At 63.4% G+C, this 24,812-nt stretch carries 27 protein-coding genes; 7 read left to right on the top strand and 20 right to left on the bottom strand.

The window, feature by feature from the left end:
- On the top strand, positions 1-1,524 hold the full coding sequence (locus tag BLS51_RS09385; RefSeq protein ID WP_090181262.1) for a sensor domain-containing diguanylate cyclase: 1,524 nt from the start codon (positions 1-3) through the stop codon (positions 1,522-1,524).
- Positions 1,525-1,528: 4 nt separating this feature from the next.
- Here BLS51_RS09385 and BLS51_RS09380 read toward each other — a convergent pair whose 3' ends face one another.
- The 13 genes from BLS51_RS09380 to BLS51_RS09325 all read right to left on the bottom strand — a co-directional run bounded on the left by BLS51_RS09380 (position 1,529) and on the right by BLS51_RS09325 (position 14,277).
- Positions 1,529-2,275, bottom strand: coding sequence for an alpha/beta hydrolase (locus BLS51_RS09380; RefSeq protein ID WP_090181264.1), 747 nt, complete (start codon positions 2,273-2,275; stop codon positions 1,529-1,531).
- Positions 2,276-2,284: 9 nt separating this feature from the next.
- Positions 2,285-4,222: an Ig-like domain-containing protein gene (locus BLS51_RS29675; RefSeq protein ID WP_090181267.1), complete on the bottom strand. Its 1,938-nt coding sequence runs from the start codon at positions 4,220-4,222 to the stop codon at positions 2,285-2,287.
- 12 nt (positions 4,223-4,234) lie between these two features.
- The gene (locus tag BLS51_RS09370) at positions 4,235-5,173 is read right to left on the bottom strand and encodes a type II secretion system F family protein (protein WP_090181269.1); all 939 of its coding nucleotides are present in this window, start codon (positions 5,171-5,173) and stop codon (positions 4,235-4,237) included.
- Positions 5,174-5,183: 10 nt separating this feature from the next.
- Complete coding sequence (locus tag BLS51_RS09365) at positions 5,184-6,158, bottom strand: type II secretion system F family protein (RefSeq protein WP_090181271.1); 975 nt, start codon at positions 6,156-6,158, stop codon at positions 5,184-5,186.
- Between the two features lie 2 nt (positions 6,159-6,160).
- Positions 6,161-7,513: a TadA family conjugal transfer-associated ATPase gene (locus tag BLS51_RS09360; protein ID WP_090181274.1), complete on the bottom strand. Its 1,353-nt coding sequence runs from the start codon at positions 7,511-7,513 to the stop codon at positions 6,161-6,163.
- A gap of 12 nt (positions 7,514-7,525) precedes the next feature.
- Complete coding sequence (locus BLS51_RS09355) at positions 7,526-8,692, bottom strand: CpaE/TadZ family protein (protein WP_090181276.1); 1,167 nt, start codon at positions 8,690-8,692, stop codon at positions 7,526-7,528.
- Between the two features lie 22 nt (positions 8,693-8,714).
- Entirely contained in the window at positions 8,715-8,978 is a 264-nt protein-coding gene (locus tag BLS51_RS09350; RefSeq protein ID WP_090181278.1) for a hypothetical protein, read from the bottom strand.
- 8 nt (positions 8,979-8,986) lie between these two features.
- Positions 8,987-10,795 carry a type II and III secretion system protein family protein gene (locus BLS51_RS09345; protein ID WP_229207487.1) on the bottom strand — a complete coding sequence of 603 codons (1,809 nt, stop codon included), beginning with the start codon at positions 10,793-10,795 and terminating at the stop codon, positions 8,987-8,989.
- An 18-nt stretch (positions 10,796-10,813) separates the two neighbouring features.
- Positions 10,814-11,689 carry a Flp pilus assembly protein CpaB gene (gene cpaB / locus BLS51_RS09340; RefSeq protein ID WP_090181281.1) on the bottom strand — a complete coding sequence of 292 codons (876 nt, stop codon included), beginning with the start codon at positions 11,687-11,689 and terminating at the stop codon, positions 10,814-10,816.
- Positions 11,686-13,077 (bottom strand): ATP-binding protein, encoded by a 1,392-nt coding sequence (locus BLS51_RS09335; RefSeq protein WP_090181284.1) that lies wholly within the window; start codon positions 13,075-13,077, stop codon positions 11,686-11,688. The genes cpaB and BLS51_RS09335 overlap by 4 nt, the downstream gene beginning before the upstream one ends.
- Before the next feature lie 8 nt (positions 13,078-13,085).
- Positions 13,086-13,661 carry an A24 family peptidase gene (locus tag BLS51_RS09330; protein ID WP_090181286.1) on the bottom strand — a complete coding sequence of 192 codons (576 nt, stop codon included), beginning with the start codon at positions 13,659-13,661 and terminating at the stop codon, positions 13,086-13,088.
- Between the two features lie 121 nt (positions 13,662-13,782).
- Complete coding sequence (locus tag BLS51_RS29270) at positions 13,783-13,929, bottom strand: Flp family type IVb pilin (protein WP_139168678.1); 147 nt, start codon at positions 13,927-13,929, stop codon at positions 13,783-13,785.
- 180 nt (positions 13,930-14,109) lie between these two features.
- A complete protein-coding gene (locus tag BLS51_RS09325) occupies positions 14,110-14,277 on the bottom strand; it encodes a Flp family type IVb pilin (protein ID WP_154360730.1) in 168 nt (55 codons plus the stop codon).
- Positions 14,278-14,433: 156 nt separating this feature from the next.
- Here BLS51_RS09325 and BLS51_RS09320 point away from each other — a divergent pair, with 156 nt between their 5' ends.
- The gene (locus BLS51_RS09320) at positions 14,434-14,841 is read left to right on the top strand and encodes a hypothetical protein (protein ID WP_090285705.1); all 408 of its coding nucleotides are present in this window, start codon (positions 14,434-14,436) and stop codon (positions 14,839-14,841) included.
- Here the strand turns inward: BLS51_RS09320 and BLS51_RS09315 are convergent, their stop codons facing one another.
- The 5 genes from BLS51_RS09315 to BLS51_RS09295 form a co-directional block, all read right to left on the bottom strand.
- Positions 14,842-15,009, bottom strand: a complete 168-nt coding sequence (locus BLS51_RS09315) for a Flp family type IVb pilin (RefSeq protein ID WP_154360730.1) — start codon at positions 15,007-15,009, stop codon at positions 14,842-14,844.
- 101 nt (positions 15,010-15,110) lie between these two features.
- Complete coding sequence (locus tag BLS51_RS09310) at positions 15,111-15,713, bottom strand: nucleotidyltransferase family protein (RefSeq protein ID WP_229207489.1); 603 nt, start codon at positions 15,711-15,713, stop codon at positions 15,111-15,113.
- 91 nt (positions 15,714-15,804) lie between these two features.
- Complete coding sequence (locus tag BLS51_RS09305) at positions 15,805-15,972, bottom strand: Flp family type IVb pilin (RefSeq protein WP_090181291.1); 168 nt, start codon at positions 15,970-15,972, stop codon at positions 15,805-15,807.
- A 104-nt stretch (positions 15,973-16,076) separates the two neighbouring features.
- Positions 16,077-16,742 (bottom strand): response regulator transcription factor, encoded by a 666-nt coding sequence (locus BLS51_RS09300; RefSeq protein WP_229207490.1) that lies wholly within the window; start codon positions 16,740-16,742, stop codon positions 16,077-16,079.
- 17 nt (positions 16,743-16,759) lie between these two features.
- The gene (locus BLS51_RS09295) at positions 16,760-18,445 is read right to left on the bottom strand and encodes a GAF domain-containing sensor histidine kinase (protein WP_090181294.1); all 1,686 of its coding nucleotides are present in this window, start codon (positions 18,443-18,445) and stop codon (positions 16,760-16,762) included.
- Between the two features lie 378 nt (positions 18,446-18,823).
- On the opposite strand from BLS51_RS09295, the gene BLS51_RS09290 reads away from it, so the two are divergent.
- From BLS51_RS09290 to BLS51_RS09280, 3 genes are read left to right on the top strand one after another with little or no spacing between them, the layout of a single operon-like run.
- A complete protein-coding gene (locus BLS51_RS09290; protein WP_229207491.1) occupies positions 18,824-19,285 on the top strand; it encodes a TadE/TadG family type IV pilus assembly protein in 462 nt (153 codons plus the stop codon).
- Positions 19,282-19,908 carry a TadE/TadG family type IV pilus assembly protein gene (locus BLS51_RS09285; RefSeq protein ID WP_090181300.1) on the top strand — a complete coding sequence of 209 codons (627 nt, stop codon included), beginning with the start codon at positions 19,282-19,284 and terminating at the stop codon, positions 19,906-19,908. The genes BLS51_RS09290 and BLS51_RS09285 overlap by 4 nt, the downstream gene beginning before the upstream one ends.
- A gap of 1 nt (position 19,909) precedes the next feature.
- On the top strand, positions 19,910-21,268 hold the full coding sequence (locus tag BLS51_RS09280; RefSeq protein ID WP_090181302.1) for a vWA domain-containing protein: 1,359 nt from the start codon (positions 19,910-19,912) through the stop codon (positions 21,266-21,268).
- Here the strand turns inward: BLS51_RS09280 and BLS51_RS09275 are convergent, their stop codons facing one another.
- Positions 21,269-21,958, bottom strand: a complete 690-nt coding sequence (locus BLS51_RS09275) for a DUF3108 domain-containing protein (RefSeq protein WP_090181305.1) — start codon at positions 21,956-21,958, stop codon at positions 21,269-21,271. It abuts the gene before it with no gap.
- A 166-nt stretch (positions 21,959-22,124) separates the two neighbouring features.
- On the opposite strand from BLS51_RS09275, the gene BLS51_RS09270 reads away from it, so the two are divergent.
- Positions 22,125-22,859, top strand: a complete 735-nt coding sequence (locus BLS51_RS09270; RefSeq protein ID WP_090181307.1) for a hypothetical protein — start codon at positions 22,125-22,127, stop codon at positions 22,857-22,859.
- On the opposite strand, the gene BLS51_RS09265 is transcribed toward BLS51_RS09270, so the two are convergent.
- Positions 22,860-23,759 carry a LysR family transcriptional regulator gene (locus BLS51_RS09265; protein WP_090181309.1) on the bottom strand — a complete coding sequence of 300 codons (900 nt, stop codon included), beginning with the start codon at positions 23,757-23,759 and terminating at the stop codon, positions 22,860-22,862.
- A 101-nt stretch (positions 23,760-23,860) separates the two neighbouring features.
- Between BLS51_RS09265 and BLS51_RS09260 the strand changes: the two genes are divergently transcribed.
- Positions 23,861-24,709, top strand: a complete 849-nt coding sequence (locus BLS51_RS09260) for an aldo/keto reductase family oxidoreductase (protein ID WP_090182208.1) — start codon at positions 23,861-23,863, stop codon at positions 24,707-24,709.
- Positions 24,710-24,812: the final 103 nt, after the last annotated feature.

The following is a 24,812-nucleotide window of genomic DNA, read 5'->3' as shown; positions in this document are numbered from 1 at the left end:
ATGTTCAAGCGTTTCCCCATCACGTTCTGGGCCACGGTTTTTGTCAGCGTGGTCTGTTTGTCGCTGGTCGGCGTCGACGTCTGGCGTAGCTTCCACGCCCGTACCGAACAACTACAGGAGATGGAGCGGCAGGGCGCCAACCTGGCGCGTGCGATGGCGCAGCAGGCCGACGACACCATCAAGGCCGCCGATATCGCGCTGGCCGACATCGTGGAGCGTATCGAAACCGACGGCCAGAGTGACAAGGTGCTGGCGCGCCTGCAACAGCAGATGCGCGCGCAGGTGGACAACCTGCCGCAACTGGTCGGGCTGTTCGTCTACGACGAGCATGGGCGCTGGATCGTCAATTCACGCGGTGTGCTGAGCCAGGCCTACAACAACGCCGACCGCGAGTACTTTATCCACCATCGCACGCACACGCAGCGCGGCCCGCATGTGGGGCGGCCGGTGATCAGCCGCTCCACCGGCAAGTGGATCATGCCGGTGTCGCGCCGCCTGGACAAGCCAGACGGCAGTTTTGGCGGCGTGGTGCTGGCGACGCTGGACATCGACTACTTCCGCCGCTTCTATGAAAGCTTTGACCTGGGCGCGCGCGGCGCCGTGGCCCTGTTGTCCAGCGACGGCGTGCTGATGCTGCGCCAGCCGTTTGACAGCACGCGCATCGGCGGCAGCATGCATGACAGCGACTTGTTCCGCCACTATTCGCGCCTGGCGGGACCGGCGCGCACCGGCAACGCCTTCTTCCGCTCCTTCCATGACGGCGACGTGCGGCTGAACAGCTTCCGCCCGCTGGAACATTATCCGCTGTTCGTCACGGCGGCGCTGTCACGCGAGGAGATGCTGGAGCGCTGGCGGCGCGATACGTTTACGCGTTCAGCTGCGGTGGTGCTGCTGGCGGCGTTCATCGGCTTTTTCGGCAAGCGCCTGGTCGACCAGATCAAGCTGCGCGCGCAGGCCGAAGCGGAACTGCGCCAGGCGCGCGATGCGCTGGAAAGCGCCAACCGCACGCTGGAGCGGCAGGCGATGTCGGACGGCCTGACCGGGCTGGCCAACCGGCGCCAGTTCGATGTCACGCTTGGCAATGAGTTCAGCCGCGCGATGCGGCACCAGAATACGCTGGCGTTCATCATGATTGATGTCGACTACTTCAAGCAGTATAACGACCTGTATGGCCACAGCGCCGGCGACGAGGTGCTGCGTGCGGTCAGCAAATTGATACGCGCGCTGACGCCGAAGCGCCCCGGCGATCTGACCGCGCGCTATGGCGGCGAGGAGGTGGGCATCCTGCTGCCGAATACCGATATCCACGGTGCGCAGGCGGTGGCCGAGCGTATCCGTCACGCGGTGGAGCAGCTGCACATGCCGCACAACGGCAGCCCGTTTGGCGAGGTGACATTGAGCGCCGGCGTGGCCACCATTTCACCGCAGCGCGGCGTGCACCTGGCCAGCATGCTGGTGGAGGCCGCCGACAAGGCGCTGTACGTGGCCAAGTCGGAAGGCCGCAATCGCGTCTGCCTGGCCTGAGCGTCTACTCCGTCAGCCGGTGCAGGGCCGCGCGTGCGATGGGCGGCGAGACGATGTGGGCGCCGTCGAATGCTTCATACGTCACGTCATAGCCCTCCTGCGCCAGCTGTTGCGCGATGTCGTGGCCGCGCTTGACCGACAGCACCTGATCCTCCTTGCCATGCGAGACGAACACGCGCGGCTGCCCCTCGCGCCGCAACGGCGCCATGAAGCCCGGCGAAAACGCCAGGATATCGCTGAACAGATGGCCATTCATCAGCCCCACCGACAGCGCATACGAAGCGCCATCGGAGAAGCCGGCAATCGCCATCGCCTGTTCGTCGACCTCGTAGCGCTGCATGGTCCACAACAGCGCGCGGTCGATGAACGCCAGGTCGGCGCCAAATCCGCCGCGCAAAAAATCCCAGCTGCTTGACAGCGCATCGGGAATCAGCAGCAGCGAACCATGGCGTATCGCATGCGCCAGCGCGATATGATCGCCGCCGCCATGTTGGCCAGCGGCGCCGTGCAGCAGCAACAGCAGGTGCAGCCCTGCGCCATGCGCGCCGGCGCCGGAGTCCAGGTGCGGCGGCACATGCAGCACCGCCTTGCGGCCATCGGCAAACGACAACTGGTGCGTGCCAGCGTTCAGCGCCGGCTGGCGCTGGTGAGCGATCTGCCGCAGCAGGTCGGGCCGCGCGTGCAGGCGGCCGTCGGCATATGGCACTGGCTGCGGTTCTGGCTGCGCTGGCGCGGGCGGCTGGCTGTCCATGGCTGGGCTTTAGTCGACGACGGTGTAGCTGGTTTGCGTGACGGTGCCGTTGGGCGTGGTCACGGTGATGGTCAGCGCGCCGCGGCCGATCGGATTGCTGCAACCCAGATTGGAATCCTGCACCGCATCGCTGACCATCAGCACCTCGTAGATCCAGGCGCTGGAATCAGCCTCGCTGGTGTTCTGCACCACGTAGTTCACCGGGCTGACCAGCGTGCCGTTGGTGGAGGCAAAGGCAATCCGCGTGCCGGCCGGCAGCGGATTGCCGGGGCGGTCGGCCAGCCATTCCGCATCGTTTGGATGGTCGGCGCGGCGGTTGGTGGCGAACACCGTCGGGTTGTTGTCGCGGATGGCGAACTTGAACGACAAGGTGGTGGGCGTGTAGGGAGTGCTGTTCACGCAGGACAGCAGTTGCAAGACCGGCGTGGCGCTGTTGCTGGTGATTAGCTGGATGCTTGGCGTGCTGTTGGACAGCACCATTACCAGCGATTGCCGCACATGCACGGTGTTGGTATTGCCGGTGTTGACGTTGGGCGCGGTTTGCAGCACGCCGTTGTAGACGCCATTGCCGTTCTGGTCCCAGCTGCTGTTGGCGTTGGAATCGATGTACTGCTCGCCGCTGGCGCGTACCGCGTTGCCGGTGGTGTAGGCATCGTCGCGGCCATTGGCATTCGCATCGGTGACGGCGCGGTCATTGCGGAAGGTCTCGCCCAGGTCGGTGTACGGCTCGCCGGCGTCATAGCGGTTGTTGCCGTTGCTGTCGCTGAAGCTTTCCTCGCCCAGCGCGTAGGCCAGGATGGTGACACGGCCATCGGCAGGGCGTGGATTGCCGGCGCAGAAGCGCACCGTGCACTCGCCCGGCGAGCCTTTGGTGGTCAGCACGCTGCCATCCGGCTGGGTGGTCTGGATCAGGCCAGTCAGGCAGGAGGCGTCGATGCTGCCGCCTTCGGCAGTGAAGCTGACCGCAGTGCCGTCCGGCGCCGGGTTGTGGAAGTGATCGGCCAGGCGCGCGGTGATGACGGTGCCGGTCGGCGCGGTACAGCCGTTGAACTGGCCGCCCTCGATATTCTTGATGACGGCGCTGAGCGAGAAGCTGTTCTGCTCCGGCACGCCGGTCGACACCACCAGCTGGTCGGACAGGCTGGTGATGCTGCCGTTGAGCGTGGCGGTAACGCGCACCGGCGTGTTGATCGTGCCCGACGATACGGTGGTCGACACCAATCCGGCGGCGTTGCTGCTGGCGCTGGCTGGCGTGAAGGTGATGCCGCCGACCGTGGTGTTGAGCGCGAAGCTGACATTCTGGCCGGCGACCGGATTGCCGCCGCTGTCCAGCACCTTGAAGGTGACGATGGCGCTTTCCTGGCGGCCGGCGCCGCCGGTGCCCTTCAGCGCGATGGTTTGCGGCGTTGCCGAGACAAAGGTCAGCTGGCTGCCGCTGGTGCCGGGCGAGGAGCCGACCGTGTAGTTGGCGCTGGCCGACAGCGGGATGGTGCTGACAGTGGCGCTGGCGGTAATCACATAGCTGCCGGCGCTGGTGGCGGCGCCAGGGCTCAGTTGTACCGTGGCCTTGCCGTTGCTGTCGCTGACCACGCTGCCGTTGGCGGCCGAGAAAACGGCGCTCTTGTCGGTGCTGGTGAAGGTCACCACCACATTCGGCGCGGCCAGGTTGCTGGCGTCTTTCAGCACGGCGGTCAGCGTGGCGCCGCCGCCCGGCGCGATGCTGGTCAGTGGTGCACCGCTGGTATCGGTGACGGTCAGCGTGATGGTCGGCTTGCCGGTGCTGCCACCGCCATTGGTGCCGCAGCCGGGCAGGTTGGGATCGCGGTTCGGATCGATGGTGGTGCAGCCGTTGCTGCCGCCACCACCGCCGCCGCAGGCGGCCAGCAGCATGGCGCAGAACAGAGCCAACAGGTAGCGGTACAGCGTATCGATCCGGCGGACGATCATAATCACTCCTGGTCAGTTGCTACCGGCCATGGCCGGCAGCAGGTTGCGGTACAGATTGAGCATGGCGGGACCCAGCAGCACCACCAGCAGGCTCGGAAAGATAAAGAAGATCAGCGGGAACAGCAGCTTCAGCGAAATCTTCGCCGCGTGTTCCTCGGCGCGCTGGCGGCGCTTGGTGCGCAGCTGTTCCGACTGCACCCGCAACGAGTCGGCGATGCTGGTGCCGAAGCGGTCGGCCTGGATCAGCATCGTCACCAGCGCGTCGACATCCTCGACGCCGGTGCGCAGCGCCAGGTTGCGCAAGGCCTTGTCCTTGGCGCTGCCGGCGCGCAGCTCCAGCGTCACCAGCTGCATCTCCTCGGCCAGCACCACGCTTTTCAGGCCGATCTCGTTGGCTACGCGGGCCAGTGCGGCATCCATCGCCAGACCAGCTTCAACGCACACCGTCATCAGGTCCAGCGCATCGGGGAAGGATTCGAAGATGTCGCGCTGGCGCGTCTTCACCACGTGGTTCAGCACCACGTTGGGCAGGTAGTAGCCGAGGCCACCGGACACCACCATCCACAGCAGCTTGACGTTGCCGTCGGTGGCCACTGCCTTGCTGCTCAGGTAGAGGAAGACGATCAGCGGCAGCAGCACCGCCAGCCCGGTTTTACCGGCGAAGAACAGCGCCGGCGTTGATGGCGTGCGCCAGCCGGCATTGATGAAGCGCATGCGTACCGGCGAGTTTTCCCAGCCCTCGGTGGGCAACGACAGCCTGGCCAGCGGCGCCGCCAGGTTGACCACATGCTCGATCCAGACGGCGCTCTTGCGCGTCACCTGGCTACGGTCGTGCAGCGCTTCCAGCCTGTCCTTGACCGGGTTGGCGGTGAACAGGCGGATCGCCAGCACCACGCCGCCAAACACGGCGATGAAGACGACAAGCAGGAACATGATCTGGATGATGGTCATGGTGCGCGCCTCATATCCGGATGGTGGTGATCTTGCGGATCGCCAGCATGCCGATCAACATCAGCGCGGCCGACACCCCCAGCATCTTGCGCCCGCCGGGATCGGTGAACAGCACTTCCAGCGAGCCGGGATTCACCACCGACACCAGGCCGCCGACGGCAAACGGCATCAGTCCCAGCACCCAGGCCGACATGCGGCCCTCGGCCGACATCACCTTGACCTGGCCGAGCAGCTTGAGGCGGTCGCGGATGATGGCGCTGATCGACGCCAGCAGGTCGGTCAGGTTGCCGCCGGTCTCGCGCTGGATCAGCACGGCGATAACAAAGTAGCGCAGGTCGGTGCTGGGCACGCGCAGCGCCAGGTTCATCAGCGCGTCCGGCATCGACACGCCGAAGTTGACTTCATCGAAGACGATGCGGAACTCGGCGCCCAGCGGGTCGGGGATTTCCTCGCCCACCATTTTCAGCGCGGTGGGGAAGGCGTGGCCGGCGCGCATGGCGCGGCCCATCATGTCAAGCGCGTCCGGCAGCAGCGATTCGATGCGCAGGATGCGCTTGCGCTTGGCGCGCATGGCTTCCAGCACCGGCAGTGCGGCGATGCCGGCACCCAGCAACAGGCGGCCGAACCACGGCAGGCGCATGCCGCTGGCGATAATGAAGCCGATCAGAAAGCAGCCGGCTATCAGTGCACACAGCTGTGCGGCGGTCATGCCACGCCCGGTTTGCAGCAGTAGCCGGTCGAGCTTCTGGATGCCGGGAATGGCGGACAGGAATTGCTGCATGCCGGCGTCCTGCGCCAGTGTGCGTTCCTTGGTGATCGACACCGCCAGCTCGCTGCCGCTGTCGCCGATGGCATTGCGCAGGCGGCGTGCGATGCGTTCGGCCTCGGGACCGCGCGCATTGTTCCAGCCGGTGTAGGCGCCCCACACCAGCAGCGCCACGGCGGCGAAGATCAGCAGAATAAACAGCGGCAGCCGCAGGTCCATGATCAGTGCCCCGATGGATCGAACACGGTGGTGCCGATGTTGACGCCGAAATTGCGCAGCCGCTCGATGAAGCGCGGACGGATGCCGGTGGCGGTGTGGTGGCCCAGCACCTTGCCATCCTCCGCCAGGCCGGTCTGCTTGAAGGCGAAAATTTCCTGCATGGTGATGATTTCGCCTTCCATGCCGGTGACTTCCTGGATCGACATCACCTTGCGCTTGCCGTCGGTCAGGCGCGACACCTGGATCACCACGCCAACCGCGCTGCTGATCTGCTGGCGCATGGCCTTGGTCGGCAGGCTGGCAGCCGCCATCGACACCATGTTCTCCAGCCGTGTCAGGCCATCGCGCGGTGTGTTGGCGTGGATGGTGGCCATCGAGCCTTCGTGGCCGGTGTTCATCGCGCCCAGCATGTCCAGCGCTTCGGCACCGCGCACCTCGCCGAGGATGATGCGGTCAGGGCGCATGCGCAGCGCATTGCGCACCAGCGCGCGCTGCGTGACTTCGCCCTTGCCTTCGATATTCGGCGGCCGCGTTTCCAGCCGCACCACGTGTGGCTGTTGCAGTTGCAGCTCGGCCGCATCCTCGATCGTGACTACCCGTTCGGTTGGATTGATGAAGCCGGAGATCACATTCAGCATGGTGGTCTTGCCGGAACCGGTGCCGCCGGAGATGACGATGTTGACCTTGGCCTTGCCCAGCCCTTGCAGCACTTCGGCCATGTCGGCGGTCATCGAGCCATAGGCCACCAGGTCGGCCAGCCGCAGCGGGTCGGCCGAGAAACGGCGGATCGACATGATCGGGCCATCAATCGCCAGCGGCGGGATGATGGCGTTGACCCGTGAGCCATCCGGCAGCCGGGCGTCGACCATCGGACTGGATTCATCGATGCGGCGGCCGACGCGCGAGACGATCTTGTCGATGATCTTCATCAGGTGGGCGTCATCGCTGAAGGTGACGTCGGTGAGTTCCAGCTTGCCGCGCCGCTCGACGTAAATCTGGCGGTAGGTGTTGACCAGGATGTCGGATACGGTGGGATCTTCCAGCAGCGGCTCCAGCGGGCCGAAGCCCAGCATTTCGTTCTGGATGTCGCGCGTCAGCGTCTTGCGTTCGGCATCGTTGATGACCACCGCGTCTTCTTCCAGCAGCTTTTCCACCAGGTTGCGCAGCTCGACGCGGATCTGGTCAGGCGTCAGCCGCTGCATGCTTTCCAGGTCGACGCGGTCAAGCAGGGCGGCGTGCAGTCGCTGCTTCAGCTTCTGGTAGGCGCGGTTGTCGATGCCGCCCTGCACGCGCTGGCCGGAGCCGCGAATGTCGGTGTTTTCAAGGCGTTCACGCAGGGAGACCGGGGTGCTCATGATGCGTTCCTTTTATTTACGTGCGCGCAGCTTCGCCAGCCAGCCGCCTTGCTGCACCGGCGCCGCTTCGCCGGACAGTTTGCGCGCCAGCTCGGCCAGCGACTGGCTGATCGGCGCAGTCGGTTCCAGCTGCAGCACCGGCACGCCCTGGTTGACCGAGGCGGCGGCGGAGTCGTAGTTGTTGGGGATGGTGAAGGCGATTTCTGCATCGAAGGCGCTTTCCAGGTCCTTCAGGCGGATCTCGCTGTTCCTGTCGTGGCGGTTGACGATCAGCTGGATCTTCTCCTTGCCGTATTCCAGCGAGCGGAATACGTTCAGCAGGCGCTTGCTGTCACGGATGTAGGGCAGCGTGGTTTGCAGGATGGGAAAGATCATGTCGGCGTGATCGAGTGCGCGGATGCTGACAGCGTCCAGGCTGCGGCCCACGTCCAGCACCACGAAGTCATACTGGCGGCGTGCCAGCTTGAGGATGGCGTCGATGTGGTCGGGCTTGACGTCGTTGGCATGCGCCGGGTCGGACGGCGCCGCCAGCACGCCGTAGTTGGGCGTGATGCTCAGCATCGACGAGGCCAGGAAAGAGGGATCAAGACGGTGGATCTGTTGCGCGACATCGCTCAGCGTGGCCAGCGGCTTGTGGTCGGAGACGAACAGCGAAGCGTCGCCGAACTGTAGATTCATGTCGATCAGCGCCACCTTCTGCTTGCCGCTGGCGGCCAGCGCGTAGGCCAGGTTGGTGGCGAGGAAGGTGGCGCCGCTGCCGCCTTTGCAAGAGATGAAGGCCAGCACCTTGCCGCTGGTCTGGCCGCGTCGTTCCAGCTTCTCGGCGATGCGCTCCATCGCCGGATACAGCGCGCTGCTGGTGACTGGCGACGGCAGCACCTCGCGCACGCCGGCGCGCATCGCCTGCAGCAGGAATTGCGGGTCCTGCTCAATGCATAGCGCCACGCAGGCGATGTTGGGATGTTGGGCCGAGAAGCGCTCCAGGTTGTCCAGGTCGTCGTCCGCCACTTGCGGACGGTCGATGATCAGCACGTCCGGCATCTGTTCGTCGGTCAGCACCGAGGTGCGCGCGACGTTGCCGAGCAGGTGATCGATTTCGTCGGACGGCGAGCGTGCGCGCAGCAGGCGCATCAGGTCGGCGATTTGCCGTTCGTCGCGGGATATGACGGTGATCTTCAAGTGTGCCGCTCCTTAGCGTGTTTCAGCGGTTTTTGCCGACGCCGATGCTGAAGGCGTTGCTCTGGTCTTCCTTGGTGCTGAAAGACTGCTGGTAGTTCTGGTAGGCCGCCGCTGCTGCCTGCGCATCCAGACCGTTGACCGGGCTGCGGTTGTCGATGGCGTGCTTGTCCAGCGTCTGCTGGCTGTGCAGCTGGCGCACGCTGCTGCCGAATTGTTCGTCCAGGCGCGGCGTGGTGCCGCAGGCGGTCAGCGTCAGCAGGGCGGCAACAATGATGATGGCTCGCATGGCGTCTCCTATTCAATGCCGCCGGGGACGCTGGATGGCGCGGTCCGCACGGCGGGAGTGGCCGGCATCGCGCCCGGCTGCTGCTGCTGCTGCTGCTGCTGCTGCTGCTGCTGCGGAAGCGGCTCGGCGGCGGGCTGCGGATTGCGGGCCGGCGCGCCACCTTCCATCTTCCCGTTCAGGAAGAAGTCAAAGCGGCTCGGTTGCACATAGTCGTCGGTTGGCAGCTTGGGATTCGGCGGCAGCGGTTGCGCCAGGTGTGGCGTCACGATGAACACCAGTTCGGTGCGGTCATTCTGGAAATCGCTGCTGCGGAATAGCGCGCCCAGTATCGGAATCTCGCCGAGGCCGGGGAAAGCCTTGATGCTGCTGGTGACGTTATTTTTAATCAGCCCGCCGATGGCGAAGCTCTGGCCATCAAACAGCTGCACCGTGGTGCTGGCGCGGCGCGTGGTGAATGATGGCAGCACAGCGGTGGCGGTACTGCCGGTGGCGCTGATGCCGATGCCTTCGCGATTCAGCTCGGACACCTCGGGCGCCACGCGCAGGTTGATACGGCCGTTGTCCAGCACCGTCGGCGTGAACCTGACCGCGATGCCGTATTCCTTTTCCTCCAGCGACACGCGGTTGCTGCCGCCGGTGCTGTCCTGCGCCACCGGAATGAAGATCTTGCCACCGGCGAGGAAGCTGGCTTCCTGGCCGCTGATCGCCATCACGGTCGGCTCGGCCAGCACCTTGACCAGGCCATCGTTTTTTTGCGCGTCCAGCGTGACGAACTTGCCGCTGCCGTTGTTGAAAGCGTCGATCTTGGACGGATTGCCGCTGAGCAGATTCGACAGCATGGTATAGGTCCAGCTGCCGCGCGTGCCGTTCAGGCCAACACTGGCGCCCAGCTGGTCGACCAGGGTTTTTGACACCTCGGCGATTTTCACTTCCAGCATCACCTGCTGCGGGGCCGCCACCGACAACATGTTGACGACGCGTCCGCTGCTGCCGCCTTGCGACAGGCCGGACATCGGGTCCATCGCCGCCTGGAACGCAGCGCCTGCGGCGGCGCCGGAGGCGGCAGTTGGCGCACCAGAGCCGGCTGCGGCTTGTGCCGCCTGCGCTGCCGCATCCGGCGCTGCTGCGGCGCCGGTATTGCCGCTGCGCGCTGTGCGCTGCAGATAGGCGGTAGCTACTGCCACCACCTGCGCCGCGCGCACCGAGTCGGCTACGCTGCCGGACAGGATCAGCGAGTTGCCGGAGACGGTGATGCGGATCTCGCGTTCATTCGGGAACAGCTCGCTGAATTGCTGGCGCAGGCCGGCCGTGTCCAGCCCGACCGTGATGTCGATGACGCTGGCCTGATTGCTGCGGTTCCAGACGATCAGGTTGGTCGAGCCGGTGGTCTTGCCCAGCATGTAGATTTCGCTGGCATTGAGCAGGATGACGTCAGCGATCTTGGCATCCCCCACCGCCACCCGCGCGGCCGGGAAGGGGAGGCGCATCAGTGAGGACTTGCCGGCAGAGAGCGTCACCTCGCGCGCCAGTTCGACACTGGGCGCCGCGCTGGCGGCTGGCGCGACAGCTGCTGCGACTGCCACCTTTGGCGTGCCGGCCTTGCCGGCTGCCACGACGGCTGCTGCGACTGCCACCTTCGGCGTGCCGGCCTTGCCGGCTGCCGCACTGGCGGTTGAGGTGGCAGTTGAGGTGGCAATTGAGGTGGCCGCCTGTTGCTGGGCGGCGAACAGGGCCGGCGGCGCGGCGCTCAGCAATATCGCCAGGGCGGTTGCCCGCAGCGGCACGGAATGGCATGGCGCAGAAGATACGTTGCTCAAGTCGCGTTCTCCCAATGCTTAAAATTGTTGTGAACTACGCTCCAGACCTTTGATGACTTCCACCTTGTCGCCCTGCTTTTCCACACGTGGCGGTGGCCGTGGTGTTGCTGGCGCCGGTGCTGGTGCCCCTGATGGCGGCGTCGGCAAGGTGGTGGTGTTACGCACCGGCGCCGTGGCGATCGCGCTTTCACCGAGCAAGCTGGTTTTGGTGGCGCCCTCGGTATGGGCGGACTGCGGATCAATCTGATTGCGCAGCACCAGCGACAAGGTGCCGACGCTGCGCGCCAGGTCCAGCTTTTCCACCTGGTCCGGCGTCAGTTCCAGCGTGACGGCGTTGACCACTTTCGGCTTGGTATCGTCGCGGCTGGATTCCTGCGCGATCGCCAGCACCAGGATGCGCTCCAATACAATCTTCGAGATCGCCTGTTCACGCGCCAGGTGATCGCCATTGCTGTCGCTTTGCGTGTTGACCAGGATGTCGACGTAGTTGCCAGGCAGCGCGAAGCCGGCCACGCCGACCACATCGTTGACGCGCACCGTCATCGCCCGCTTGCCTTCCGAGACCACCGACGACAATCCGCCTTGCGTGCCGGCCGGCGCCAGCTTGCCTTCACTGATCGGTTCACCGCGCTGGATGTTGGCGCGCGTGATGCGGCCTTCCAGTGTCTTGATGTCGGTGGCCGCACCCGGCGGCACCGAGCTGGCCGGCCAGTCGACCATGTGCACCAGTTCCGGCGTGATGCGTGCGCCCATGCTGATGTCCAGCAGCGCCACTGCCACCTTGTTGCTGTTGCTGGCCGATTGCCCGGCGATCCATTGCGCCGCCACCACCACGGCGGCCAGCGCCAGGAAGAGCGCCACACCTATCATTGTCAGAGCACGGGTATTTCTCATCCTTGCCTTCCTTGACTGAGCGGGTTCGATTGCTGTTCGCGGCGTTCGCGTTCCTTCTTCTGCTGGTCGGCGGCGACGCGCCGGGCGCCGGCGCCGGCAAAGTAGTTTTGCCAGGCCCAGTCCAGCGAGCGCTGGTTCAATGTGGGCGGCGTGCTTTCGTAGCGGGCCAGATCGCGCACCTGGCGGATCAGGTCGCGCGGGTAGCAGGCCAGCAGCGGTGTCTCGTCCTTGGCATGCAGGCCGCTCAGCAGGTAGTCGAAGGCGGCGGCGTCAAATGCAATGCCGTACTGCGCGCAGGCCTGGCGGAACAGTTGCTGATATTCGGCGGGCGTTTGCGGCGGTACTTCTATCTTGTATCCCAGCCGGCGCAGGAAGGCGCCATCGGATAAGCGTTCCGGCAGGAAGTTAGACGAGAATACCACGACCACATCAAAAGGCACCTGAAAAACCAGGCCCGTGTGCAAGGAAAGATAATCAACGCCACGGTCCATCGGCACGATCCAGCGGTTCATCAATTCCAGCGGCGAGCAGCGCTGGCGGCCAAGGTCGTCGATGATGAAAATGCCGTTGTTGGCTTTCAGATGAGGAGGCGCCTGATACAGCCGCGTATTGGGATCGAAGCGCAGGTCGAGCATCTCCAGCGTCAGCTCGCCGCCGGTCAGCGCGGTGGGCCGTTGCAGGCCGCGCACCCAGCGCGCGTCAAGCGTGCGCAGCAGGTCAATGCCATCTTCCTGCGGTGCCGCACCGGCGATCGGCCGATGCTGCACCGGGTCGTAGAACGGCACGACTTCGCCGTCAATCATGATGGCGTACGGTACAGCGATGGCGCCGTGCAGCAGGTTGCACAAGCGCTCGGCCAGAAAGGTTTTGCCGCTGCCGGCGTGGCCGTAGATGAAGATCGCGCGGCCCGAGTTCATCGCCGCGCCCAGCTGGTCCAGCACGTGATCGCTGGCGACGACATCCTGGAAGGCGGTCTTGACGTGATCGCGCGTGACGTGCAGATCGCGCACGCTTTGCGCTTCCATCTGCGCCACGTAGGCCGCCAGCGTTACTGGCGCCGGGCCGGCGTAGGAGTTGCGATTGAGGCAGGCGGTGGCGCGCAGCATGCCAGCTTCGGTCAGGTGGTAGGTGAGATCGGCATCGGTGCCGCTGCCGCCGCTGCGTGTTACCTCGCACAATTTTTCGTTGCGTAAATGCGTCACCAGCGGCGTGATGACGCTGATACTCAGTTTCAGATGGGAAGCCAGTTCAGGCAGGCGCACCTGGCCGCGCTGGAATAACACCTTGGACAACAGCTCGACCAGGAACAGAAACGGCAAACCCGTTTCGTCCGTGGTGCGCGGCGCGCGCGCATCGGCGGGGGATTCTGTCGTCTGCTGGGTGTGCATGCTTCCCTTTAGAAGAACAGGCTGCGGCCGGTGGCGGCGCCGTAGATCAGGTACGGCGCGGCGCCGGCGGCGATCGCCACCGCGTAGGGCAGGCGGCCGCTGGGCGTGGCCGGCGCATCCATCTTCGGCACCTCGCCGGCGAGCGAGCGCAGCATGCTGTATTTGATCAAATGCCAGGTGTTGAACAGCATCGGCTTGAGGCGGCCGTTGAAGCCGGCCACCACCAGTGCCAGCACACCGCCGGCCAGCAGCGTCAGTAGCGTGATGCCAGCCACGGCGCCGGGGCCGGTGAAGGCGCCGATCATCGCCATCAGCTTGACGTCGCCGGCGCCCAGTGCGCGCATCGCATACATCGGCAACAGCAGGAGCAAGCCAACGGCCAGGCCGGCCAAGGCCTTCACGATGCCGATGCCGCCGAACACCTGGATGAACAGGCCATCACCTTCAGGCAGCGCTGCATTGAACAGCAGACCCAGCACGGCGCCGCCGAACACCAGCGCGTTGGGTATGCGGCGTGTGCGCAAATCGTTCCATACGGCCAGTGCTAAAAAGCAGCACAAGATAATGAGCGGCAAAAAGGTCATGAATCGCCTTTATCAAAAGGGAGCAGACAATTTAGTTTATAGAAAATTTCCGGAACGGCGTACACCATTCCGGAAATTTTTTTAACTTGCAAATCAGGTGTGACAGCGTAGGGCGACTGGATCAGGTACGCGAGCCGAGGATTGCCAGGATGGCGATGATGGCGATGACGGAAGCCAGGGCAGCGATCAGCGCATATTCCAGCAGCGTGGCGCCGTCGTTATCGCTGACGAAACGGGCAAGACTGCGTTTGATGAAAGAACTGCGCATTGCTACTCCTGTGCTGGAAAGGGATACAGCTATCAGTCTATTGGGCTGGCATCGTTTTCACATCGGATAAACGTCATGATGTGTAGTGACATTTGTAATTGTTTAGTTTCAGGCAAAAAAAATCCGGAACCTGGGTTCCGGATAAATAACTACTAGGAGCTTACAACGAGGAGACTGGAATCAGGAGGACTTGATCAGGCCGGAGATATAGGTCAGCGAAGCGGTGATCTTAGGGCCCAGGATGGCCAGGCCGGCGGTGATCGCGGCGGCGATGGCTGCTGCCATCAGGGCGTATTCGATGGCGGTGATGCCGTCTTCGTTGCGGATGAAGTTGGTGATTGCGTTCATGATGAGCCTCGTAAAAGTTAGTTGAGTAAAGGGTTACTGCATCAACTAAAACGGGGTTCAGGTTTTAGGTACTGCGTTACTGCTTGTGTGCTGCCAATGAAGGTCATTCTACGCAGCTCGTTGATGCCGCGCACCGGAGAAACGTCACGATATGCGATGACATTTGTCACCTGTCGTGTGCTAAATTCTGTCGGAATGCTTGCTAGGGATGAGGCGATGAGGGATCTATTGGGAGTGTTCGCGCTGGCTGTCGTGGCGCCGCTGGTCATGCTGGCACTGTGTACCAGCGTTGTTATGTTCGTGCGCTCTGTATGGTCGGGAAGGCGGCCGAATTACTGGAAGGTGCTGAAGGCTGTGGGTATCGCGCTGGTGGTGGCCCTGTTGTTCCCCTTGCTCTTCACTTTTACTATCGGCTTGCTATTCGCACGCGAGCTTGGGTATGGTTACGCCATCGTGGTGTTGCTGTCGACGGCGGTGGCAACACTGGGTAGTTATGCATACGTTGTAGTACGAGATAAAAAAAATCCGGCGCGAAGGCCGGATTTTCGTGAAGCGGGGCGCTGATTACGACGACTTGATCAGGCCCGAGATGTAGGTCAGCGAAGCGGTGATCTTAGGGCCAAGGATGGCCAGGCCGGCGGTGATCGCGGCGGCGATGGCGGCGGCCATCAGGGCGTATTCGATGGCGGTGATGCCGTCTTCGTTGCGGATGAAGTTGGTGATTGCGTTCATGATGAGTCTCGTAAAAGTTAGTTGAGTAAGGGGTTACTGCATCAACTAAAACGGGGTTCAGGTTTTAGGTATTGTGTTCCAATGAAAGTCATTCTACGCAGCTAATCTGTGCAACGCACCGGAGGAACGTCACGATCTGTCGTGACATTTATCACCGTGACCTGCGGCCAGCGCGCGGTGTAGTTCTTTTGTGCGACGCGCTGCTGATACGTCTCCACGCTCACGCGCACCGGGTTGCGCCGCACCACGCAGTTGAATAAATCATCCAGGCCGTGTGGTGCGATCACTTCCAGCCTGTCGTCTGCGTGCAGGCACAGGCCCACCGAGGTGGCGTACTCCGGCCACGAAGCCACGGCTTCTTCCAGCGACGTCAACGGCGCCACTGCATGGCCGAAATAGCCGGCAAACCAGTGATGCACGGCTGCCTGATTGGTCACTTCCCACGGTATTTGCGGCATCGCTTCGGACAACCGCCGCTGCAAGCGCGCATCGCGCTCAGGCGATAAGTCGGACGCGTCGAAGTAGGCGATATCGAGATCGGGTAGCTGTGATGGCGTCGCATAGCCGTGCAGCGCGTCCCACACGAGGTTGCGCACCGCACCGGCACCCAGGCACCAGGATGGCAGTTCCAGCGCACGCGCCGCACGCAAGGCCAGCATGAACCATGGCGATGAACGGGCGATCTGACGCAAGCTTTCTTCCATTGCAATCCTTGCAGAACAATAAGGATGCATATCGTAACAGGCAAAAAAAATCCGGCGCAAGGCCGGATTGTCAGGTGAAGGGTGACAACGATCAGGACGATTTGATCAGGCCGGAGATATAGGTCAGCGAGGCGGTGATCTTCGGGCCGAGGATGGTCAGGCCGGCAGTGATTGCGGCGGCGATGGCGGCGGCCATCAGGGCGTATTCGATCGCGGTGATGCCGTCTTCGTCGCGCAGGAAGTGGTGGATGGCGTTCATGATGCGTCTCCTTCTGTGTGGTGTATAGAAACCATTCTAGGCAGCCGCCACGCAGAGTACAGTGTACAAACGTCACTATCTCACATTACATTTGTCACCAATTCTCACACTGCCTGCAGGCCGTGTTTGGTCGCATACACATACAGTTCCAGCCGGTTGGCTACGCCCAGCTTCTGGTAGATGGTGGTGAGGTTGTTGCGCAGCGTCGGCTCGGCGATGAACAGGCGCGACGCCAGCTCCTTGTTTGGTGCGCCATTGCCTTCGACGATCACGGCGACGATCTTGCGCTCCTTCGGCGTCAGCGAGGCGATGCGTGCAGCTTCGGGATTGATCTTGACCGGCGCCGACAACTGCCCCAGCAGCGCGTTCATCAACGCCGGATCGAGCACCGTTTCGCCGCGCTGCACGGCGCGCAGGCTGTTCAGCACCACGTCGGCCGGCGCCTCCTTGCTGACCACACCGCGCGCGCCCAGCTTGACCGCCTGCGTCAGCAAGCCCTGGTCGCGATTGCCGCTCAGGATCATCACCTTGACGCCGGGATTTTCCTGCAACAGCTGCGGCAGGATCTCGATCGAGCTGCGCCCCTCCAGGTCAAGATCCAGCACGATGACGTCCGGCTTCAGCGCGCTGGCCTGCTGCAAGGCGGTGTCGTTGTTGCTGGCGGTGCCGACCAGTTGCAGGTCGCTGCCGCCGCCTTCAATCAGTTTTTCCAGTCCCCACAACATGGTCTTGTGGTCGTCTACCAGCATGATGCGGACAGGTGTGCTCATGGTCTTGCCTCGGTCAGTTATACCGGGATGGCGATGCTGACTGCCGTGACGCCTGGCGTGTCGCAATCGACCGCTATCGTGCCGCCTAGCGCTGTGCTGCGTTCAGCCAGCGATCCCGGCAGGAATGGCGCCGTTGGACCTTCCGGCGTTTCGTTTTCGATGCGTATCCGCAGCTGGCCGTCAGCGTTGCTCAGGCTGATCGAGCCGGTACGGGCGCGGGTGTGCTTGCGTATATTGTGCATGCCTTCATTCACGATCTGGAACACTTCCGCAGCCAGCCGGTCGCTGATCGACAAGCCATCCTGCGCCTGTATCGTAATCTGGATATCGTAGAACTGTTGCACTTGCTGCGCCTGCCGGCGCAATGCCACCAGCAACTCGGCATCGGTCTGCGCCGCCCCTTGCCGCACATTGCGCGCGAACTGCCGCATGTCGCCGATGACCTGGGTGGTCATGTCGAGCAGTTTATCAAGTTCGGCCGACAGCGGGTGGTCCGATTGCAAGGTTTGCCGCACCGCGCTGATACCATGCCGCAAGCCGATATACGGCTGGATGGTGGTGTCGTGCAGGTCGCGGGCGATCTTCTGCCGCTCGCGGAAGGCGGCGTCCGAGGCCAGCCGATCGAGCAGCACGATGTTTTCAATTACCGGGAACACCTGCGCCGCCAGCTGTTGCAAAAATACCGCATCGTTGCGGCTGAAGCGGTGCCGGTCCGACACCACGTAGATGCGTCCCTCGCCCTTGCGCAGCGGCAGCGGCGCGCTGACAAAGGAACTGGCATCGAGCAAGTCGGTCAGCTGTTCCAGCTGCTCCGGCGGCAGCGAGTGCCAGCGCGATTCGCCGGGCGCGCGGGTGCGCGCCTCCAGCGTGCGCGGCAGGCGCGGATGCAGCGCGGCCGCAAATTGCACCAGTGCCTGCGGCTCGAATACCAGTAGCGGCGCGGCTGCGCCCTCCGGCAGGCGCGACAGCGAGGAGCGGCCATCCGGCGCGCCGGACGAGTGCAGCTGCCACAGTTCTTCGCCGCTGTCGCGCATCAGCAGCACGCAGTTGCTGGCGTGGTAAAAGTCGCGCGTCTGCTTGAGCATGGTGGCGATGCTCTGGTCAACGCCGAAGCGCGGATTGGACAGACGGCTGACATCGCGCAGCAGGCTCAGGCGGCGGCGCTGCGCCACACCCAGGCCGCCCCAGTAGGCGATCATATAGCCCAGCGCCAGCACGAAGGCGGTGCGCAGCAGCAGGTGGCCGTGATTGATATGGCTGTCGGTGAGCCAGGTCGCCAGCGTCAGCGCAAAGGTGGCGCCCAGCGTGATGCGCGCGCCCTCGTCAAAGCCCCACTGGAATGACGAGGTCAGGATCACAAAGAAGAAGAAGGGGAAGAAGAAGCTGTTGCCGCCGCCGGTGCAATACACCATCAGCGCAAACCAGCCGAGGTCGATCCAGTACACCAGCTTGCCGTGCCAGAAGGGATTGCGGTAGCGTCGCGCCGCCAGCAGCAACGCCAGTGCGTGCAGCAGGTAGCCGCCGAAGATCAGCGCGTTGAGCAGGCTGCGCGCGCCATGCCGGTTGCCCAGGTCGCCCGGCGCGACCAGCAGGGTCAGGATGGCGGTCAGCGCCAGCACCAGGCGCATGATGAACACCATCGAGGCGCCGACGGCGTCGCCGCCGGTCTGCAGCGCGGCGGCAGGGGGGCTGTGTGGAATCAAGCGGTGTCTCCTGGCCGCCCGTGCCGGCGGCTTTCGGCATGCAATAAAACTAAACGAAATTGCGATTCGATAGTTGTTGCTAACGCAATCGAGTCTACGCAGTCATTGCTGCAATGTCTAGCCGGAGCGTGATACGCTGCAACCATGATTCACGCCTGCGACGTCGAAGCACGCCAGCAGGCGCCGCGTTTTTGATGCTTTTTCAGAACATTAAATAACCAGGCGAAAGAGAATGAATCGGACTACAATGTATTATCGTCACCTCATTCCTGTGGCGCTGCGACCGGCACTCCCTCTGCCGGCCAGCCAGTCAACAGCGCCGCGCCATCTGCGCTTCCGCCTGTTTTCGCAACTTCACCGTACCACGGACGCAACACCATGAGAGTGCCCGCCTTCCTGCGCCGCCAGCGCGGCTCGGCCGTCGTCGAGATGGCCATCATCGCCCCGGTGGCGTTTCTGCTGCTGATTGGCGTGATCGAATTCAGCCTGGTGTTTTTCACCACATTGACCATGCAGTATGCGGTGCGCGAAGGCGCGCGCTACGCCATCACCGGCCGCACCGATCCCAACAGCTCGCAACTGACCTCGGTGATGAATGTCATCCGCACCAATTCCGCCGGCTACCTGGATTCGGTATGCCCGAAATTTTCGGTCAACGGCACGGTGTCGTCGTCCGGCAACGCCAGCACGCTGCTGGGCGCGCCGGGCGACATCATCGTGCTGCGGCTGGACTGCACGTGGAAGCTGGCCACGCCCATCGTCGCTGCCGTGTTCCCCAATGGCGAATACAAGTTCGCCGTCGCCGCCACCATGCAGAACGATGCCGGGAGCGGGCAATGAGGCCGCTGCCTAGCCGACGAAGCCGTGGCCGTGGCCTGGCGGCGGTGGAGTTCGCGCTGCTGCTGCCGGTGCTGCTGGTGCTGATGATCGGCCTGGTGGATGTGGCGCGCGCGTTGCAGGCGCAGATGATCCTGGTTAACCTGAGCCGTGAGGCCGCCAACCTGTCGTCGCGCGGCAAGCTGCAACTGTCGGAAAACGCCCAGACCATCATCGGCCAGGTAGCAGCGTCGGCGCCACCGCTCGACATGAACAAGCTGGGCATGATTTATGTCACCCGCATCATGGGCTCGACCAGCGGCGGCACCACGCGCAGCATCGTGCTGGAGCAGTACCGCTGGGACGATCCCAGCAACAATCGCGGCTACCGCGCCAGCGGCTATGCGCCGCTCAGCAAGGTCTGGACATGCAGCAACTGGGCCAGCGGCACGGCCGGCACCTGCCTGGTGCCGACTGGCAGCACGGCGCCGGTGGTGTCGATGATGAGCGGCCAGTTGCTGGATGGCGAGGTGATCTATGTGGTCGAGGCCTACTACAAATTCAATATGCTGTTCCAGACCTTCAGCTTTGGCAGCTTCAGCACGCCGACGCTGGCGAGCGACTTCTATTCGATGACGGTGTTCTGACATGCGCAATTACCGAAAACAAGATGGCGGCATTCTGGTGATGGTGGTGATATCGCTGGTGACCTTGCTGGCGGTGGTGGGCCTGGCCTTCAGCGCCGGGCTTAGCTACCTGGTCCGTTCCAAGCTGAACGCCGCCACCGACGCCGCCGGCCTGGCCGCCGCGCGTGCCATCAGCAACGGCAACAACCAGACCGAGCAGACTGCCAACGCCAAGGCCGCCGCGCGGCGTTTCTTCAACGCTAATTTCCCGGCCAACTACATGATGTCCAGTGCCACGCTGAACGATGTTGGCGTGTCCTTCAGCGGCAGCGAGGTGACGATCACGGTCAGCGCCTCGGCCACGTTGCCGACCGCGCTGTTTGGCGGTTTCTCGTCGGGCGTGTTGTCGCCATCGGTGCTGACTGAAACCAAGCGCAAGGATCTGGACATGATACTGGTCCTGGATACCTCCGGCTCGCTGGCAGGCTCGGCTACCAACGTGCGCAGTTCTGCCATCACTTTCCTCAACCAATTCAATGTCACGCGCGACCGCGTGGGCCTGGTGCGCTTTGCCTTTGGCGGCATCGTTGACGATCCGATCCAGCGCACCGCGCGCGGTTTTGACCGCACCAGCATGACCAACCACATCAAGGCCTACCAGTTCAGTGGCGCGACCGCGTCGGCTGAAGGGATGTACTGGGCGCGCTCGGAGATCAATGACGTGCCGACGGCCAACCTGAACCGTTCCAACCTGCGCGTGATCGTGTTTTTCTCGGATGGCACGCCGAACTCGATCGGCGCCTATCTGAACTGGAAAAGTCCGGCGACGTCCTGCCAGACGCCGGGCGTGGTCTACACGGACGACGATGGCTCCGGCGCCCCGGCCGGCTTGTACAAGCTGGGCGAACAATACGACGATATTGGCGGCAATTGCACACCGTCCGACCTGCCAAGCAAGGTGGCGTCGTTGCCGGACTGGTACAACGCTCACAACAAAGGCGGCTACCTGTTCGCCAACGATCCGCTGCAGCGCGAATTCCCCCTTGTCACCAACTCGCCACGCGTGGTGACCAACACGCTGAACTACCAGAACGTCAACCGCGCCGCGCGCAACCTGGTGGAAGCGATGGCGTCGAAATCGCGCGACGAAGGGATTTATATTTTCACGCTGGGACTGGGCTCCAGCCTGAAAGCCGCCACCGGCTACGATGGCGAGAAGGGCGAGGACACGCTGAAGTGCATGGCCAACTCGGTGGATGCACCGGCGCGCTGCTACAACGCGGCCAAGCCGGTGGGCGTGTACTGCTTCGCCGCCACACAATCCGACCTGACGCCCTGCTTTTCCAAGCTGGCGTCGGCCATCCTGCGCATCTCCAAATAATCAGCGGCTGGCGCCAAGGCGGACGGCTGCCAGTGGTGGTGCTGACTTGTGGGTGTAGGCGGTCAGTTCCCAGCTGTCGCGGCTGTAGAGGCGGCCCTGGGCGTCGCTGTCCTGGTACTCCAGCTTGACGTAGTGATTGAGCGCCGGTACGAACCAGACGGTTTCGGTCAGATGGCCACCTGGCGTGCCGCTGTCGGCGGCGCCGTAATCGGCGTTAACCACAATTTTCAGCGCCTCGAACTCGCCCGCCGGCACGCGCACTTTTTCCCAATCCATCACCTTGCCCTTGATCTGGTAACGCCATTGCTTGCCGGCCTTGCTGTTGTCACCGACTACCTCGCTATGCCATTCCTTGCCCGGCGTGAGCGGGAAAGCGTAGCGCGCAAACGACGGTGCGAAGTGCATGCCGCCACGGTCGATCGGATTCATCTCGGGACTGAACAGCTGGGTGCTGATCAGCGAACCGCTGGCGGCGCGCTTGATCGCCACATGCACGCCGGCTTCATCGATGGAAGCGACTTCCATCCGGTTGATGTTGCCCTTGGCGCCTTTCCACACATCGGTATATTGATAGGTCCATGAATCACCCACCGCTGGCGCCGGAGCCGACACCGATTCATGGTTGCCCGCCTGCGCGAGTGCGCAGGGCAGGATGAAACAGAGCACTGCAAACGAACGTTTGAAAGTCATGCTGTCTCCTTTATTGTGAATTGTTCATTGAATATATAGCCAACATTGAAAGAGTGCTAGCGGCAGTGCAGCATTTATATTTAGGACTCTTGACTATTTGCGAAAAGCTGCTATTCTGCGGTCTCGGCAGTATATATTTAGGAATCCTACTTAATTGGAGATAGTCATGAAAGCACTCGCAGCAGTCATTTTCAGCCTCACCGCCCTGGCGGCGCACGCCCACGACGGTCACAAGGGCGGCATCGCCAGCGCGCCGGTCAAAGCGGTCAAGGCGCCGTTCGACATCGTCCACACCAAGATCACCACCGAGGGGAATCTGGCGGTGTTCCACATGGCGGTGTCCGGCAAGGCAGGCGCCTCGAAGCCTTCCAAGGTCGGCAAGCTGGCCGGTAGCAATGTGTTCTCGTATGTTTGGCCGACCACGATGGACCCGTCGGTGGTGGGCTTCGAGCAGGGCGCCGGCATCCTGGCGTTTGCCGTGACCTCGCACCCTGACTTCGACGATACGCCGCTGTACGATGAAAACGGCGATGGCAACCTGGCCAACGACGGCGACCTGTGGCACTCGCACTGGGTGGTGCTGAAACCGGACGAGGCCTGCGGGCCCGGCGCACTGAAAGTGGTGGACATTCCAGCAGGCGCCAAGCCCAAGCTGCCGCGCACCTGGCCCGGCCTGCCGCTGCTGATTGACAGCCCCGGCTACACGCCGGTATTCAAGGGCGAAACGGTGGAAGTCAAAGTGCCGTTCGATGACATCGGCGTGGTCAACGCCGCCGGCTTCGACGGCGTGACCTCGGCGCTGCGCGTCAACGCCAGCGTGCACAGCCCACTGCTGTGCGTGGTGGATGTGTTCAAGGTCGCCTCCGGCAAGCTGACGCTGCCGGGCAAGGTCAACCAGTAATCACCAGCGTGCGGCCTGGATGAAGTCGACAAAGGCGCGCAGCGGCGCCGGCAGGTAGCGGCGGCCCGGATAGTACAGCGACGGGCCGCTGAATGAGGGCCACCAGCGCTCCAGCACCGGCTCCAGGTCGCCGCGTGCGAAGTGCGGCGCCAGCCAGTCTTCGAACAGGTAGACCAGGCCGCTGCCGGCCAGCGCCGCATCGACCGCGAGCTCGGCGCCGCCGCCAAGGCTGACGATCAGCGGCCCGTTCGGCTCGATCACCACCTTGCGGCCCTTGTGCTCAAATTCCCAGGCCGGCATGAAGCCGCTGCTGAAACGGCCGCGCAGACAGATGTGTTGCAGCAGGTCCTGCGGCTTCTTTGGCCGGCCATGCTGTTCCAGATAGGACGGCGATGCCGCCAGGCCGAAGCGCTGGCGCTTCGGCCCGATCGGGATCGCCACCATGTCCTGCTCCATGCGTTCCTCATAGCGGATACCGGCGTCGCAGCCGGAGCGTAGCAGGTCGACAAAGCTGTCTTCCACTGTCACCTCGACCACAATGTCGGGATAGGCCGCCATGAACGGTGGCAGGATGCGCGGAAGGATCAGCTTGGCCGCGCTCAAGGGCACGTTCAGCCGCAGCCGTCCCACCGGGCGATCGCGAAAGCCATTAACCACATCCAGTGCCGATTCGACCGCGCCCAGCGCCGGCTCCAGTTGTTCCAGCAGGCGCTGGCCGGCATCGGTGGCTGCTACGCTGCGGGTGGTGCGGTTCAGCAGGCGCACGCCGAGCTCCGCCTCCAGCCGCCGCACCGCCTCGCTGAGTTGCGATGGACTGCTGCCGCTTTGCCGCGCGGCTTCGCGAAAGCCGCCATGCCGCGCCACTGCCACGAAGGCGCCGATATCCTGCAGGTTGTTCATATTTGATTGTCCTGAATTCCGCACAAGCTGTGTGATTGTGCTGTATTGTCGCACAGTGTTCTTGCGCCTAGACTGTGTTCATCAACCACAAGGAGAACACCATGAACACCTTCCAACTCGGCGACCTGACTGTTAACCGCATGGGCTACGGCGCCATGCAACTGGCCGGCCCGCACGTCTTCGGCCCGCCAAAGGATCGTGAACAGGCGTTGGCCGTGCTGCGCGAACTGGCGGCACTGGGCATCAATCACATCGATACCAGCGACTTCTACGGCCCGCACGTGACCAACCAGTTGATCCGGGAGGCGCTGCATCCGTATGCGGACGACCTCACCATCGTCACCAAGGTTGGCGCCACGCGCGGCGCCGATGCCTCCTGGCTGCCGGCGCAATCGCCGGCGGAACTGGAGAAGGCGGTGCATGACAACCTGCGCAACCTTGGCCTGGACGTGCTGGACGTGGTCAACATGCGGCTGATGTTCGACGTCATGGGCCCGGCGGAAGGCGATATCGAAGCGCACATTACTGCGCTGGCGCAGCTGCAACAGCAGGGCCTGATACGCCACATCGGCCTGAGCAACGCGACCGCGCAGCAGGTGCGGCAGGCGCGCACGATTGCTCCCATCGTCTGCGTGCAGAACCAGTACAACCTGGCGCACCGGCATGACGATGCGCTGATCGATGAACTCGCGCGCGACGGCGTCGCTTATGTGCCTTTCTTCCCGCTAGGTGGTTTCTCGCCGCTGCAATCGTCGCAGCTGGAGGAGGTGGCGGCCAGTCTGGAGGCGACGCCGATGCAGGTGGCGCTGGCATGGCTATTGCAACGCTCGCCGAATATCCTGCTGATCCCTGGCACCTCGTCGCTGGCCCACCTGCGCCAGAACGTTGCCGCCGCCACGCTGGTGCTGCCGCCGACAGCGCTGGAAAAACTGAATGGCATCAAAGGCTGAAAAAGCCTTCCACATTGTGATATGCGGCATGACGGACTGCCGCATGATTTTTCTCATTTTTTGAAAAGACGTTTCATATCAAGAAAAATGATCTCTATCCTAT

Source organism: Duganella sp. OV510, from assembly GCF_900100205.1.
In the GTDB taxonomy this organism is placed as follows: Bacteria; Pseudomonadota; Gammaproteobacteria; order Burkholderiales; family Burkholderiaceae_D; genus Rugamonas.
Note: the sequence above shows the minus strand (reverse complement) of the source record. Positions and strands in the feature narration are given on the sequence as shown.